Here is a 13,516-nt window from a genome sequence, read left to right as displayed (position 1 = left end):
CCGGGCACGAACGCGAGGCCAGACGCGGGCCAGGCACTCGGTAGCTTTGGGCATCAAGCCCGTACCGGATGCGTCCAGCACCTGTCGCAAGGCGCCGTAAACCTGGCCCGGCGCCTCCCGCGGAACCGCAATCCCCACAGCGCCAGGAACGCTCGGGCGGCCCCGAGCCATTCCTCAGCCGCAACCGGCTACTTGGAGCTGAGCACTTCTTCGATCTTTTCGCCCTCCACCAAGATTTCGGCTTCCCCGGTACCAGCCGCGGTCATCGCCGTGTACTTGAGCTGCTCGATGATCCGCGGGTCATCGCAGGTACCTCCGGAACTGACGGTTCCTTCCAACTCAACGGTCACCACATCCCCGTCCACCAAGGACGTGACGTACTCCAAATCCGAAGCAGCCAAGGCGTTGCGCAGCCCCGAGCCGCCGAGTTCCTCGTTGTCGTCGGCGAGCAGCGCCGCCATAGAGGCCTCGACCTGGTTCGTGAATTCTTCCGGCCCGGTCTGAGTAGCGACCAGCGAGTCGCCACAGCCGATTTCAGGCCCGGACTGGCCGGCATCGCCCACCGCAACATAAAACAGAGTCAACGCCGCCGTCGTTGCCGCGGCCGAGCTAGGAGCGCTGGGTGCTGAACTGCCGGTCGGGCTCGCCTGATCCGATTCCGCGGAGCTGGGAGTTTGCGCCGCAGGGGCGGTGCTGTTGTTCGGGCCATCTCCATCACCGCCGCTGCAACCGGTGGCCAGGAAAAGCATTCCGAGGCCGAGCGCTATCGGCAGTCGGGACATCCGTTGAGGTCGCATGATCTCCTCCTTGCTAGGCCTGCACGAACAGTCCCTTAACCGTAGTGGCGCCCGTTAATGGCATTCCAGCACAGAGGCATTGCATTCTTGTCTCAGTTGCAGGCGCCGGTTGCCGCCCGGGCTCATTTTCCCCCGGCCGCCGTTGCTCGTTTCCGGGCCGCCGCGCGCCGTGCACGCCCACTGTAGTTGACACGTCAACAAGTTTGATGCATGATTGAGGCATCAACTTATTTCGGAAACGGGGACTGCAGATGAACGCCATCGAGAACATCGAATTCGGCATCGACACCTTCGGCGACGTGCCCAGCGGCCCGTCGGGCGAGCTGGTAACGCAGGCCCAGGCCATCCGCGCCACGGTGCAGGAAGCCGTGGTCGCAGACCAGGCTGGCGTGGACGTGATCGCCGTGGGCGAGCACCACCGCCCGGAGTACGCCATCTCCAGCCCCGAAACCGTGCTGGCAGGAATCGCGACCGCCACCGAGAACATCCGCCTCAGCTCCGGGGTCACGGTGCTGTCCAGCGACGATCCGGTGCGCGTCTTCCAGCGCTTCGCCACGGTCGACGCCCTGTCCAACGGGCGCGCCGAGGTCATGCTGGGCCGCGGTTCGTTCACCGAGTCCTTCCCGCTCTTCGGCTACGACATGGCCGATTACGAGGTCCTCTTCGAGGAGAAGATCAACCTGTTCCACGAGTTGCTCAACGAGAAGCCGGTGACCTGGAACGGCACCAAGCGGGCCGCGCTGCAGGACGTGGAGGTCTTCCCGAAGACCGAATCAGGGCGCCTGAAGACCTGGGTGGGCGTGGGCGGCTCGCCGCAGTCGGTGATCCGCACGGCCCACTACGGCTTCCGCATGATGCTCGCAGTGATCGGCGGCTCCCCGGAGCGCTTCGCCCCGTACGTCGATTTGTACCGCCGGGCCAACGACCAGTTCGGCCACGAGACCCTGCCGGTGGGCCTGCACTCCCCCGGCTTCGTGGCCGACACCGACGAGCAGGCCCGCGAGCTGATGTTCGACGCCTACAAGGAGCAGCGCGACCGGATCGGCGCTTCGCGCGGCTGGAGCCCGATGAGCCGCAGCGAGTTCGAGCACGAGGCCGCGGAGGGGTCGCTGTACATCGGCTCGCCGGAAACCGTGGCGCGCAAGATCGCCGCCACCCTGCGGAGCCTGGACATCGGACGCTTCGACCTGATTTATTCCGGCGGCGCAGTGGACGCCGGCGCCCGCCTGCGGGCCGTGGAGCTCTACGGCACCAAGGTCATCCCGATGGTGCGCGACATGCTCGCCGAGCAGCCCGCCAAGATCAACAGCTAACCAGCCAGGAGGCAGAGAACATGGAGCAGCAGACCATCGGCATCCTCGGCGCCGGCAAGATCGGCACCGTGCTCGCCCGCCGCGCGCTGGCGGCAGGCTACAAGGTGCTCATCGCCGGATCCGGCGACCCGGGCGCCATCGCCCTGACCATCGAGGTGCTGACCCCGGGCGCGGTCGCCGTGGATCCGGCCACCGCCGCCGGCCAGGCCGACATCGTCATCCTCGCCCTGCCGCTGGGCAAGTACCGGAACATCCCGGCCGCGCAGCTGGAGGGCAAGCTGGTCATCGACGCCATGAACTACTGGTGGGAGACCGACGGGATCCGCGAGGACCTGAACACCCCGGGGGTTTCCACTTCCGTGCTGATCCAGGACTTCCTGCCGGGCTCGCGGCTCGTCAAGGCCTTCAACCACATGGGCTACCACGACCTGGAGGACGAGGCCCAGCCGGCCGGCGCCGCGCAGCGCAAGGCCATTGCGCTGGCCGGCGACCGTTCCGCGGATGTGGACCAGGCCGGCCGGATCATCGAGGCGTTCGGCTTCGATCCGCTGCCGATCGGCCCGTTGGCCGAGGGCGTGCGGCTGCAGCCTGGGCAGCCGGCATTCGGCGCCAACCAAACCCGCGAGCGGCTGGCGGAGCTCATCGGCCTGGCCACTCCGGCGGCCCCGCTGACCGGCCAGTAGGCCTCCAGCACCGGAAGAACCAGCACCACGCGGCACGGCCCGCCCCTTCGAGCGAAGGGGCGGGCCGTGCCGCGACAGGGGTTTCCCGGTCTAGATCTTCTTCACGATCGAGGACTTCAGTTCCATCTGGCCGAACCCGTCGACCTTGGCGGCAATATCGTGGTCTCCGGTGCCCTGCACCAGACGGATATTGCGCACCTTTGTTCCGGCCTTCAACGCGCTCTGCGCGCCCTTGACCTTCATGGTTTTGGTGATGCTGACGGTATCCCCGTCCTGGAGGATGTTTCCAACGGCGTCCTTGATCACCGCTTCCGCGGTTTCTTCGGACTCGGAGACCGCGTTCCATTCATGGCCGCATTCAGGGCAGACCAGCAGCGCATCCATCTGGTAGGTGTACTCGCTGGAACAGTTCGGGCATGGCGGCAAAGTATCAGACATGAGGCTAATTTTAGTGAGCTGACCTGCATATTGTCGACCGAATCGAATATCGGACGGAATCGGATTCCGCTTCGCAATGCGGGTGTTTTCCGGCAGCCGCCGGACTCCTGCGTCAGTGGGATCCGCCCTTGCCTGTCCGGGCCGATTCGCTCATACTCAGGCTAGGAGCAGTAGCCCGAACAGCGCGGGAAGGCACACCATGTCGAAGCACAAATACAACAAGTACGGCCCCCAGGTGTCCATCTCCGCAAAGGAGGGCCTGACCCTTGAGGTGCTCAGGATTGCCGAGAAGGCCGGAGCCCAGGCCGGGCACGCAACGGCCAAGGAGCACCTGTACCAGAGCATCGCCAGCGGGTCGCTGCTGGACGAGCAGCAGACCGGCGAACTGCTGGCCGCCGCCGAACGGGCCGGAGCCGCCGCGGCGCTCACCGCCGCGCGCAAGGTGCTGGACAAGACGCTGCGCACCTCGTTCAGCCCGACGCGCTACGCTCCCCCAGCTCCCGGCGCGGCGCCCCCGGCAGCACCCGCCGCGGCGCAGGAGGCGCGGCCGTATTCCGAAACCTACGAAGAACCGTTGGCCCGCTACTCCCCGCCGGTCAGCCACGTCGAAGCCCCTCGGCACAAAATCGACCAGCATGTCCTGACCGTGACCCGGGTGCAGAAGCTCAGCGACCAGCTGGTGCGCATCGTGGCCAGCGCCCCGAACCTCGACAGTTACCGATCCAATGGCGCCCTGGATGAATACGTCAAGGTCTATGCGGCAGATCCGGCCCTGGGCCTGGTTCCGCCCTACGACCTCCGAGAGCTGCGCCAGCGGCTGCCCCGCGAAATGATGCCTCGCTCGAAGTCCTACACCATCCGCTGGATCGACCACGTGGTCGACGAACTGGCCATCGACTTCGTGGTCCACGGCGGCCCCGGAACGGTCGGGCACTGGGCGGGAACGGTCGAGCCGGGGGCGGCGCTGGTCATTTCCCCGGCACGCAGCAAAACTTCCCTCCAGCTGGGGGCCGAATACTATGTGCTGGCCGCGGATGAAGCCGGGATCCCCGCCATCTCCAAAATCCTCGAAGCGCTCCCGGAGCACGCGCAGGGGGTGGCGTTGCTCGAAATCGCCGACGACCAAGGAATGTTTGACGTGAAACATCCTCAAGGGGTTGAATTGCGCTGGCTTTCCCGCGACGGTGTTCCGGCCGGACGCAGCGAAGTCCTGGCCGATGCGTTCCAGACGCTGACCGTTCCGAGCCGTGGCCTGGGTGTTGTGGCGCATGCGGAACGAAGCACCGTCAAGGCGATCAGCCGCATCTGCGAGCAGTGGAATTTGTCGAAGCGCTCAACCCACATTTCCTCCTATTGGACGCTGCGCGAAGGACGGATGATGCGCTGACCGCCGTGCCTGCGGTTTCCTGCCCGAGGCGGAATACACCGAAACGCAATGCGCTTCGGTTGTATTCCGGCTCGGCGACCAGCATCTAGGGACACGGCGGTCGGCGTATCTCGGCGGCTGCTAGCGGGCTTGGGCCAGCGCTCCCCCGGCGACCGGCATGGGCAGACCCAGATGGCCGCGCAGCGTGCGGTGCTCGTAGGCGGTGCGGAACCGCCCGCGCCGCTGCAGCTCCGGGATCACCAGTTCGACGAAATCGGCCAGGCCGTCGGGCAGGTTCGGCGGCATCAGGTTGAAGCCGTCAGCCGCCCCGGTATCCAGCCAGAGCTCGATCTCGTCCGCGATCATCTCCGGCGTACCCACCACGGTGCAGTGCCCGCCCCCGGCCGCCAGCAGCCCGAGTAGTTCGCGCACCGTCGGCTGGTGGATCTCGATCAGCCGCAGGATCGTCGCATAGCGTCCGGCTGGGCCGGTGAATTCCGCCGCGGAGGGCAACGGCGGCACCGGGGCATCCAGTTCCCAGGCATGGGTGTCCTGCTGAACGAAGACCGCCAGCTGGGCCAGCGCCTGTTCGATGGGCAGCAGGTCGTTGAGCCGGCGCTGCTTGTCCTTGGCCTCCTCCAGGGTGCGGCCCACGTAGGCGACCAGCCCCGGCATGATGGCCAGGGCCTGCGGATCGCGCCCGGCCGCGGCGGCCCGGGAACGCACGTCCTGCGCGTAGTCCAGCGCCATCTGCCGGTCCGCGGCCACCGCGTAGATCGCCTCGGCATGGGCCGCCGCGAGCTCGCGCCCCTGGGCGGAGGCCCCGGCTTGGAAGAGGACCGGGGCGCCCTGCGGCCCGTCGGGAATGTTCAGCGGCCCGCGCACCCCGAAGTGCTCGCCCGCATGGTCAATGCGCGAGAGCTGATTCGGGTCGGTGAATACCCCCTCGCGGTCGGCCTGCACCGCGGCAGCGGGGTGGGAGCCGAACAGCTGGCGCAGCACCGTGATGAACTCATCCGCGCGGCCATAGCGGTAGGCATGGTCGCCCAGGGTTTCGCGCCCGTGGTTCTGGGCCTCGGCGTCCCACATGCTGGTGACCACATTGGCCCCGGCCCGGCCGCCGGAAAGCCGGTCCAGGCTGGCCAGCATGCGGGCGGCATGGAACGGGGTGTAGAAGCTGGAGGACACCGTGCAGACCAGGCCGATCCGGCTGGTGTGCTGGCTCAGCGCGGACAGCAGCGTAAACGGTTCGAAGAACCAGGTAGGACCTGCCGCCGCGGCCTCCGGGGCAACGGCCTGGCCGTCGGCCAGGAACACCGCGTCCAGCAGGCCCCGTTCGGCCACCTGCGCCAATTCGACGTAGTACGCAGTCTCGCCCAGCCGCTCCGCCGGGGAGTCCGGCGCACGCCAGGCCGCCTGGTGGTGTCCGGCGCCGTAGATGAACAGGTTGAAACGGGCCTGCTTCACCGGCTGGCTCATCCCTTGACCAGTCCGCCGTCGACGATCAGGTTCTGCCCGGTCACCCCGCGCGAAAGCGGCGAGGCGAAGAACAGCACCGCGTCGGCGAGCTCGGCCGGGGAGGTCACCCGGCGCAGCGGGGTGCCGGAGGCGATCAGGTCGAAGACCTCCGCCGGGGTGGCCGCCGAGGCATCGGTGGTGCGCAGCAGGCCGCCGGAAACCATGTTGACGTTGATTCCCTCCGGGCCCAGGTCGTCGGCGAAGGTGCGGGTCAGCGACAGCAGCGCCGCCTTGGCGGCGGTGTAGTCGTGGTACGGGACCACGGGGTGCTGGAACAGGTTGGTGCCGATGTTGATGATGCGCCCGAAGCCGGCCTGGCGCATGCCCGGCAGCGCCGCCTGGATTGCACCGACGGGTGCGAGCACGGAGCCGGTGAACTGGGCGGTGAGTTCTTCGGCGGACAGCTCGTCCGCCTTGGAGCGGGCATCCCCGTTGAAGGAGAAGTCAACCAGGGCGTTGTTGACCAGGGTGGTGACTGGTCGTCCGAAATGCTCGGTCGCCGCGGCAACCAGCGCCTTCAACGCGTCGGCGTCGCGCACGTCGGCCTGCAAGACCAGCGCCTGCCCGGGGAAGGCATCGGCCAGTTCCTCGGCCGCCTGGAAGGAGCTGTTGTAATTGATCACGACCTGCGCCCCGGCCTTCAGAAAAGCGGTGCTGATGGCGGCGCCCAGTCCGCGCGCTCCGCCGGTGACCAGCACCAGCTGGTCCTTGAGAGGAAGGGAAGAGTTTGCCGACGTTGCGGCGTCGATTGCTGTGCGTGCGTTCATGGTGCTCGAACTCCTTGAAGATGTGTCAAGGCGAACGGGACCCCGGGATGGATGCGTGGCATCGAGGTATCCAGGACATTCCCTTCGCCAGTGCTAACTGGATCAGGTTCGACGGGTTTTATCTCAGCCGCTCGGCGGCACCCCGTGTCACTATGTCCCATTAGTACCACAGGCCGTCTCGGACGACCCAACACAAGTCTCTTCCGGGAGTTTCGGGATGCTACTGGATCACTTGGTATTCGTAGCTAGCTCGGGTTTCAGGTTGCGGAACCTGCTCGATGACCATGCTCTGGATTAGCTTCCGGTCGATCTCGAACTCGGCCACGTTGTGGGGTTTCGTGCACGTGTGGGAATGCTCCAGCAATGTCGTTGCCCCGTCCCGGACAGTCAGGTCGACCTGGCCCGTTCCGGTGCAGGCATATTTGATCAAATACGGCCCGGGCAAGTCCACCTCAACAGATGTTGTGTCCGGGGCCAGGGTTCCGCCCTGTTGGTACTTGAATCCCGCCGCGGCCCAGGCAACCAGCCCGTGATATCCACGTTGGTCGAGTTCTCCTTGCCAGAAACCCATGCTTTCTTCGCTCCCGGCCGTTGAATGCAACCCGACTACTGCAAGATACATCAGCGGGGGAAAGGTCATCGCGGCCTCTTGTTGTTCGAGCTTCTCCTCCGACGACAGCTCCGCGATGGGCTGCCGGTATTGAATGTTGTCCGATCCCAGGTTGGAAAATTCGCGATCTACCGGGCTCAATTCGGAGACCGGAGTCGTGCAGGACGTGAGCGCCAGAACCGCGGCACCGAGTAGAGGCATCATCTTCCTCATCCAGTCACCCGTCATTTCTCCGGTACAGATTGACCTCGAAAGAGCCGACCGTTTCAGGTTCTCCAGAAACTAAAATGGTGTAGCCCTGGGCGGCCCGGTCAATTTCAAACACACCTTCAGTTGTTTTCGCGGGGATACCGCAGTTCAACGGGATCTCGTTTGAAGGCAAGACATCCGGATCCATAGCCTCGCTGTCGAGAAATACCTGCAAAGTTGCGAGTCCGACTCCCCAACACCCGAATTCCACAACGTAGGTTCCCGCATCTTGCGCGTCAGCGCCCATGGACATCGATTCGTTGACAGATACTGGCTGGCCGTTTTCATCCGTGTAGGTCGTTACGCGGAAGAAACCGGCCGTTCCCATCAGCAGTTCATCGGCGTTCTCACGAGAATCCGGATCCCCGAAGATCGGCGCAGGTCGCAGAACCTGCGTTTGCAGCTCCGAGAATATCGGAATGCCTTCTTGGTAGTACTTCGCGTACGGATCTTCATCGTGGTCTTGTTGCTCGGCATCCCATGCTGTTCCGTTTCCTCCACCTTGCTGTTCATCGGTTTCAAGCTTGGATACGGGCGTCGTACAGGCGCTGAGCAGAAGCACGCCGGTGAGCAACGGGAACAAAATCTTCTTCACAGGAAAATCCCAATAATCGTTCAAATACAGCATTATGTCGACCGTATTTCGCCCATCGAAGGAAAACAATACTTGTCACACTGGATTACGGCGACAAATTGATAACTTTCCCAACGCAGCCGACCCGCCGCCGAGAAGAGAATCACAAGCAGACACCAAACAGGAAGCATGATTTCGTCGGTGTTGGAGCATAAGGTCGATTGCTGGGACCGAGGATTCCGTCCCTGTCGCTTAGTCAAGGAGAAGTACCACCGCATGCGATTGCCGCGCCGCACACTATCCGTTGTCCTTATTGCGTCCACCCTGGGCCTGGCTTCATGCTCCGCACTGACTTCCACGGATTTCAGCGGGACGAATGGTGCCCAGGCGGCGGCTCCGTCCGCCGATCAGAAGGCGGAGTACTCCGAATCGCTGGAACAGTTGGAGGATATCGCAATCAAGGGCCGCGCCCCGAAAACCGGCTATTCCCGCGAGCAGTTCAGCAATGGATGGAAGGATACCGACAACAACGGCTGCGATGCACGCAACGATATCCTCGCTCGCGATCTGGAAAATGTCGAGTACAAGCCGGCCCGGGTCGAATGCGTGGTGCTGAGCGGAACATTTGATGATCCTTACACCGGCAAGACGATCAATTTCGAGCGAGGCCAGACCACGAGCTCGGCCGTGCAGATCGACCACATCGTTGCGCTGTCGGATGCCTGGCAGAAGGGCGCCCAAAAATGGAGCAAAGACGAGCGCCTCCAATTCGCCAACGACCCGCTAAACCTGCTGGCTTCCGATGGTCCCACCAATGCTTCCAAGGGCGACAAGGATGCGGCAACTTGGCTACCGCCAAACAAGGACTTCCGCTGTGAATATGTATCACGGCAGACCCAGGTCAAGGCCAAGTACGGCGCTTGGATGACCCAAGCGGAACACGACGCTATCAAGAAGATCTTGGCTTCCTGCGTCTAGGCAACCCCTACCGGCCGCTACTCTCAACCCTCAGACTGAGCGTTTCACAGTAAATTACCACCTTGGACGTATGTTCAAACAGCTGGAGTTATGGCATGATTGATGTTATTCCAGCTGATAGCGAATTGTTTTCGCGATGATTTAGCGAAAATCGACAGTTCAAAGGTGCACAATGAAGTCACGGTTGCTCGGCGTAGTACTGCTGCTAGCCAGCGTCTGCATTTTCGTGTTCGCGCTGGACAACTCCCAGCGCTCAATGGCAACTACCTGCTGGGTCGCCTCAACCCTGATGTTCATTGCGGCGGCCATGCTGCTTCTCGGCGATATCGTCGGTTCGTCCTCCGCAACCGCTGGCGATCCACGCCGCAAGCGCCAACGCTAAAAGGACTAAAGTTCACCCATCGCATGCCCTGCCCACCGGCAGGGCATGCGGCGCTTTAAGCGACGCCAACTACCGGTACGGCGTCGCTCGATGCCACAAAGATCTGTTTTATACGTGAAATTTACGTTCAAGCATCGACAGGTTCATCTTCATGGGATAAACATGAGAGAGGTCACACGCTTAACTCTGAGGAGGATCTATGCCTGCGTTCAGGCAGATCAAAAACTTAACGCTGACTTCCATGGCTACTGCAGTTTTGATTGCCTCCGGATGCGTTGCCGCGCAGGCCGCCCCGGCAGCAGAACCAGCCGCCCCGGGGACATTCACCCTGGATATCTTGGACATCAACGACTTCCACGGCCGCATTGCCCAAGATCGAGATTCCGCAGGTGCGGCAATCTTGGCTGGCGCAGTCGATACGCTGAGGGCCGCGAACCCGAACACGCTCTTTGTGTCGGCCGGCGACAACATCGGCGCTTCGACCTTCGCTTCGGCCTCGCAGAAGGACGCGCCAACCATCGAAGCATTGGGCGCCGGCGGTCTCGACGTGTCAACCGTGGGCAACCACGAGTTCGACCGCGGTTTCAAGGACCTGAAAGGCCGAGTCATCCAGAGCTATGCCAAGGCCTCCGGCCAAGACGGCGCAGACTTCGCCCTGGGTGCCAATGTCTATGACAAGGCCACCGGCGAGCCTGCTTTGAAGGAATATGCAATTCGCGAGGTCAACGGCGTCAACGTCGGCTTCATCGGCACGGTCACCGCGGACGTCCCGTCGCTGGTCACCCCCACGGGCATCAAAGACCTTACGTTCGGCAACGAGCTCGAAGCGGTCAACCGCGTAGCCAAGCAGCTTTCCGACGGCGATACGACCAACGACGAAGCATCAGTCATTGTCGTGCTGTCCCACAACGGCTCGGAAAACACCTCATGCGGCACTATCGCCGCAGAGAAAACCACCTACGGCGAGCTGGTGCGCGGTGCCAGCGAGCAGGTGGACGCCATTGTTTCCGGGCATACCCACCAGCCGTACAACTGCGAAATCGCAGGTCCCACGGGTACCGAACGACCGGTCGTCCAGGCGGACCAGTATGGCACCACCCTGGGCAAGATCTCACTTGAGGTCGACGAGGCTAGCGGTGAAGTGGCCAGCTCCTCGACCGAGCTCTTGCCGCTGGCCATCAAGGACGATGCCGGCGAATGGGTTTATACCCCGAACAAATCCGTCACGCAGATCGTCGATACCGCAATCACGGAATCCGAGAAGGTCGGTAACCAGAAGATCGGTCAGATCTCAGCCGACATCCTGCGCGGCGGCAAGGAACCGGGATCGGATCGCGGCGTGGAGTCCACGCTGGGCAATACCGTGGCGGACATCCACTTGTGGGCCACCTCGAATGAGGACTTCGCCGGCGCCAAGGCGCAGATCGCGTTCATGAACGCCGGCGGCCTGCGCGCCGACCTACTGTACGGCAAGGACGGCACCGTCAGCTACAAGGCGGCCGCCGACGTTCAGCCATTCGCCAATACGCTGAAGACCTTCGACCTGACGGGCGCCCAGATCCGCGAAGCTCTGGAACAGCAGTGGCAGCCAAACGGCTCCGAGCGCTCGAAGCTGCAGCTGGGCATCTCCGATGGCCTGTCCTACACCTACGTCGAAAAGGCCCCGCGCGGGGAGCACATCAAGGACATCACCTTCAACGGCGAACCGCTGGATGAGAAGGCCACCTTCCACGTGGTTGCCAACGCGTTCTTGGCCGCTGGCGGCGACAACTTCGCGGCCTTCGCCGAAGGCACGAACCACGCCGACTCCGGGCAGATCGATCTGGACGCCACCGTGAACTACTTCAAGTCGCACGACGTCGTCGATCCAGCGCCGCTGGGACGCGCGATGATCGCCGGCACCGACTGGGCCAAGGTCGAGCTTTCCACGACCGAAGCCGAAGCCGGCGAAGACATCGAGGTCACCGTTACCGGGCTGGAGGAAGGCGCGCAGATCACCGCATCGTCCTTCGGCGGCGAGCTGGAGATCACCGACATTCCGGCGGCTGACGCGCAGGGAACCACCAGCTTCACCCTGCCGATTGCCGAGGGCACCGAGGCCGGCGACTACGAGTTGCTGATCTCGCTGGTGCAACGCGAAAGCATCTCCACCATATTCACCGTGGTGGCCACGGAGCCGTCGGCCAGCCCGACTCCATCGGAAAGCGCTTCGCCCACGGCCAGCCCGTCGCCGACGCAGACTCCTGACGCATCGGGCGAGTCGACCGGCTCCGCCACGCCGAGCGCGTCTGCCACCCCGACGGACAACGGCAATCAGAATGACCGCGACGACCTGGCGCAGACCGGATTCAGCGCATCCTGGATCGGTATGGCGGCCGGTGCCATCGTCCTGCTGGGCATCCTCCTGTTGCTGGTACGCCGCTTCGGGAACAAGAACAGCCACTAGGCTGATCGCCGCGCCAGCTGCGTAAAGTGAAGGCGCGGACCCCCAACGGGGTCCGCGCCTTCAACGATTAATGAGTGAATTAGTCGATGACCAGTTCGCCCATGGTGTCCCAGTCCTCGCCGTCGACCTTGCGGGAGACGATCTTCGGGGTGGATACCAGCAGCGGGCGCATGGACTCCAGCCCGGCTGCGAAATGCGCGGAATTGACGTGGGCCCCGGCGGCTTCGTCATCGCGGAATGCCTCGACGAGCACGAACTCGTTGGGGTCCTCGACGCTGATCGACCAGTCGAACCACAGGTTGCCTTCTTCGGCGCGGGTGGCCTTGGTGAATTCGGCAACGTGGTCCATGAAGCTGTCGGTGAATTCCGGCTTTACCTGATATTTAACAACGATGAAGTACATGCTTCTAGTCTATTGATTCTTAGGCGGTTCAAGACGGAAAACGGGTGTATTGTTTATCCCTTTGGCGAAACCGCAGTCCACGGGCCCGTGGCTCGATCTCGTTGTCGCATTGCCTCGGCACGGGATCCGAAGCGCCGGTGCACTCAGGCGCTGGCGCTTGCAGTGACCGGTTTCGTCAGATCCCGCCGGAAGATCCAGAACGGCGCAAGAGTGCGGTCGTGCGGCGACTTACTCCCTTCCCCTAGGCAGAAAGACTTGAACCGAAACGCCCCCACGCTTCGGTCGACCGCCTGACCTGCAATCCATCCTACTGAAGACTTGACGTGTTGCATCCGGAAATAGCCTTCTTGAGCCAATTGCAGGTAGCGATGTTGGAAAACTTAGGTAGCCCAAGGACAGAGATCATATTGAAATCTAAAATCAACCTGACAAGACTGTATTTAGGATGAATCTTGCGATCATCCATCGCTGCCGGGGCGGCGCAAATAATCCCCCAAGTTATTTGTGTAGCAGTGAGGCTCTCCATCTACCCCCAATACGGTGGAGAGCCGCCCCCTTCAAAATCCCATGCCTTCGATGGCGCCGTGCCGACGTTCACCAGGTACGGCGAATCACGTCCTTGTCCCGGTTCGGCATTCCGTCGACGACCAGATCATAGGAATCCTCGATGAGCTCGCGCATGGTTTGCTCGTCCAGCCCCACCCGCACCGAATTCCAGTGCTTCTTGTTCATGTGATACCCCGGGGTGATCTGCGGGTGTTCGCTGCGTTGCTGGTCGGCCAGCGCGGGTTCGCATTTCAAGTTCAGCAGGAGCTCACCGTGCAAGTGCATGAGCAGCGCAAATAGCTTGCCGTTGGCCCGATCCCGGCCAGCGACCTTGAAGACGGTGGCCCCCGGTCCGAAGGGATGGTCTTCATAGGCACTGGGCATCTGCAGGCACAGGGACCGCCAAATGTTTTCCGTGCGCTCCATGTCTGCATCATCCATGCTGG

The 13,516-nt window shown here is 63.1% G+C and carries 14 protein-coding genes and 1 riboswitch; of the genes, 6 read left to right on the top strand and 8 right to left on the bottom strand.

What is annotated here, in order from left to right; translation table 11 throughout:
- Positions 1-188: 188 nt before the first annotated feature.
- A complete protein-coding gene (locus JQN66_RS01540; RefSeq protein WP_239464101.1) occupies positions 189-797 on the bottom strand; it encodes a GerMN domain-containing protein in 609 nt (202 codons plus the stop codon).
- Positions 798-1,048: 251 nt separating this feature from the next.
- Between JQN66_RS01540 and JQN66_RS01535 the strand changes: the two genes are divergently transcribed.
- Both JQN66_RS01535 and JQN66_RS01530 read left to right on the top strand, forming a co-directional pair.
- Positions 1,049-2,110, top strand: coding sequence for an LLM class flavin-dependent oxidoreductase (locus JQN66_RS01535; RefSeq protein WP_204676374.1), 1,062 nt, complete (start codon positions 1,049-1,051; stop codon positions 2,108-2,110).
- 20 nt (positions 2,111-2,130) lie between these two features.
- The gene (locus JQN66_RS01530) at positions 2,131-2,793 is read left to right on the top strand and encodes an NADPH-dependent F420 reductase (protein ID WP_204676373.1); all 663 of its coding nucleotides are present in this window, start codon (positions 2,131-2,133) and stop codon (positions 2,791-2,793) included.
- A gap of 90 nt (positions 2,794-2,883) precedes the next feature.
- On the opposite strand, the gene JQN66_RS01525 is transcribed toward JQN66_RS01530, so the two are convergent.
- On the bottom strand, positions 2,884-3,231 hold the full coding sequence (locus tag JQN66_RS01525) for a zinc ribbon domain-containing protein YjdM (RefSeq protein WP_188948478.1): 348 nt from the start codon (positions 3,229-3,231) through the stop codon (positions 2,884-2,886).
- Between the two features lie 199 nt (positions 3,232-3,430).
- Between JQN66_RS01525 and JQN66_RS01520 the strand changes: the two genes are divergently transcribed.
- The gene (locus tag JQN66_RS01520) at positions 3,431-4,618 is read left to right on the top strand and encodes a siderophore-interacting protein (RefSeq protein ID WP_204676372.1); all 1,188 of its coding nucleotides are present in this window, start codon (positions 3,431-3,433) and stop codon (positions 4,616-4,618) included.
- 120 nt (positions 4,619-4,738) lie between these two features.
- Here JQN66_RS01520 and JQN66_RS01515 read toward each other — a convergent pair whose 3' ends face one another.
- From JQN66_RS01515 to JQN66_RS01500, 4 genes are all read right to left on the bottom strand, one after another.
- Positions 4,739-6,076, bottom strand: a complete 1,338-nt coding sequence (locus tag JQN66_RS01515) for an NtaA/DmoA family FMN-dependent monooxygenase (protein ID WP_204676371.1) — start codon at positions 6,074-6,076, stop codon at positions 4,739-4,741.
- The gene (locus JQN66_RS01510; RefSeq protein ID WP_204676370.1) at positions 6,073-6,882 is read right to left on the bottom strand and encodes a 3-oxoacyl-ACP reductase; all 810 of its coding nucleotides are present in this window, start codon (positions 6,880-6,882) and stop codon (positions 6,073-6,075) included. The genes JQN66_RS01515 and JQN66_RS01510 overlap by 4 nt, the downstream gene beginning before the upstream one ends.
- Before the next feature lie 61 nt (positions 6,883-6,943).
- Positions 6,944-7,037: riboswitch (TPP riboswitch) on the bottom strand.
- A 65-nt stretch (positions 7,038-7,102) separates the two neighbouring features.
- The gene (locus JQN66_RS01505) at positions 7,103-7,705 is read right to left on the bottom strand and encodes a hypothetical protein (RefSeq protein WP_204676369.1); all 603 of its coding nucleotides are present in this window, start codon (positions 7,703-7,705) and stop codon (positions 7,103-7,105) included.
- A gap of 4 nt (positions 7,706-7,709) precedes the next feature.
- Positions 7,710-8,369: a hypothetical protein gene (locus tag JQN66_RS01500; RefSeq protein WP_204676368.1), complete on the bottom strand. Its 660-nt coding sequence runs from the start codon at positions 8,367-8,369 to the stop codon at positions 7,710-7,712.
- A 222-nt stretch (positions 8,370-8,591) separates the two neighbouring features.
- Here JQN66_RS01500 and JQN66_RS01495 point away from each other — a divergent pair, with 222 nt between their 5' ends.
- From JQN66_RS01495 to JQN66_RS01485, 3 genes are all read left to right on the top strand, one after another.
- Positions 8,592-9,293 (top strand): HNH endonuclease family protein, encoded by a 702-nt coding sequence (locus tag JQN66_RS01495; protein WP_188948524.1) that lies wholly within the window; start codon positions 8,592-8,594, stop codon positions 9,291-9,293.
- 172 nt (positions 9,294-9,465) lie between these two features.
- Positions 9,466-9,675 (top strand): hypothetical protein, encoded by a 210-nt coding sequence (locus JQN66_RS01490; RefSeq protein ID WP_188948484.1) that lies wholly within the window; start codon positions 9,466-9,468, stop codon positions 9,673-9,675.
- A gap of 241 nt (positions 9,676-9,916) precedes the next feature.
- Positions 9,917-12,121, top strand: coding sequence for a bifunctional metallophosphatase/5'-nucleotidase (locus JQN66_RS01485; protein ID WP_239464100.1), 2,205 nt, complete (start codon positions 9,917-9,919; stop codon positions 12,119-12,121).
- A 79-nt stretch (positions 12,122-12,200) separates the two neighbouring features.
- Here JQN66_RS01485 and JQN66_RS01480 read toward each other — a convergent pair whose 3' ends face one another.
- Together JQN66_RS01480 and JQN66_RS01475 are read right to left on the bottom strand one after the other, a co-directional pair.
- Entirely contained in the window at positions 12,201-12,524 is a 324-nt protein-coding gene (locus JQN66_RS01480; RefSeq protein ID WP_047118098.1) for a putative quinol monooxygenase, read from the bottom strand.
- Between the two features lie 594 nt (positions 12,525-13,118).
- Entirely contained in the window at positions 13,119-13,511 is a 393-nt protein-coding gene (locus JQN66_RS01475) for an MmcQ/YjbR family DNA-binding protein (RefSeq protein WP_239464099.1), read from the bottom strand.
- Positions 13,512-13,516: the final 5 nt, after the last annotated feature.

Origin of the sequence: Glutamicibacter protophormiae (assembly GCF_016894325.1) — a bacterium.
Lineage (GTDB): Bacteria > Actinomycetota > Actinomycetes > Actinomycetales > Micrococcaceae > Glutamicibacter > Glutamicibacter protophormiae.
Note: the sequence above shows the minus strand (reverse complement) of the source record. Positions and strands in the feature narration are given on the sequence as shown.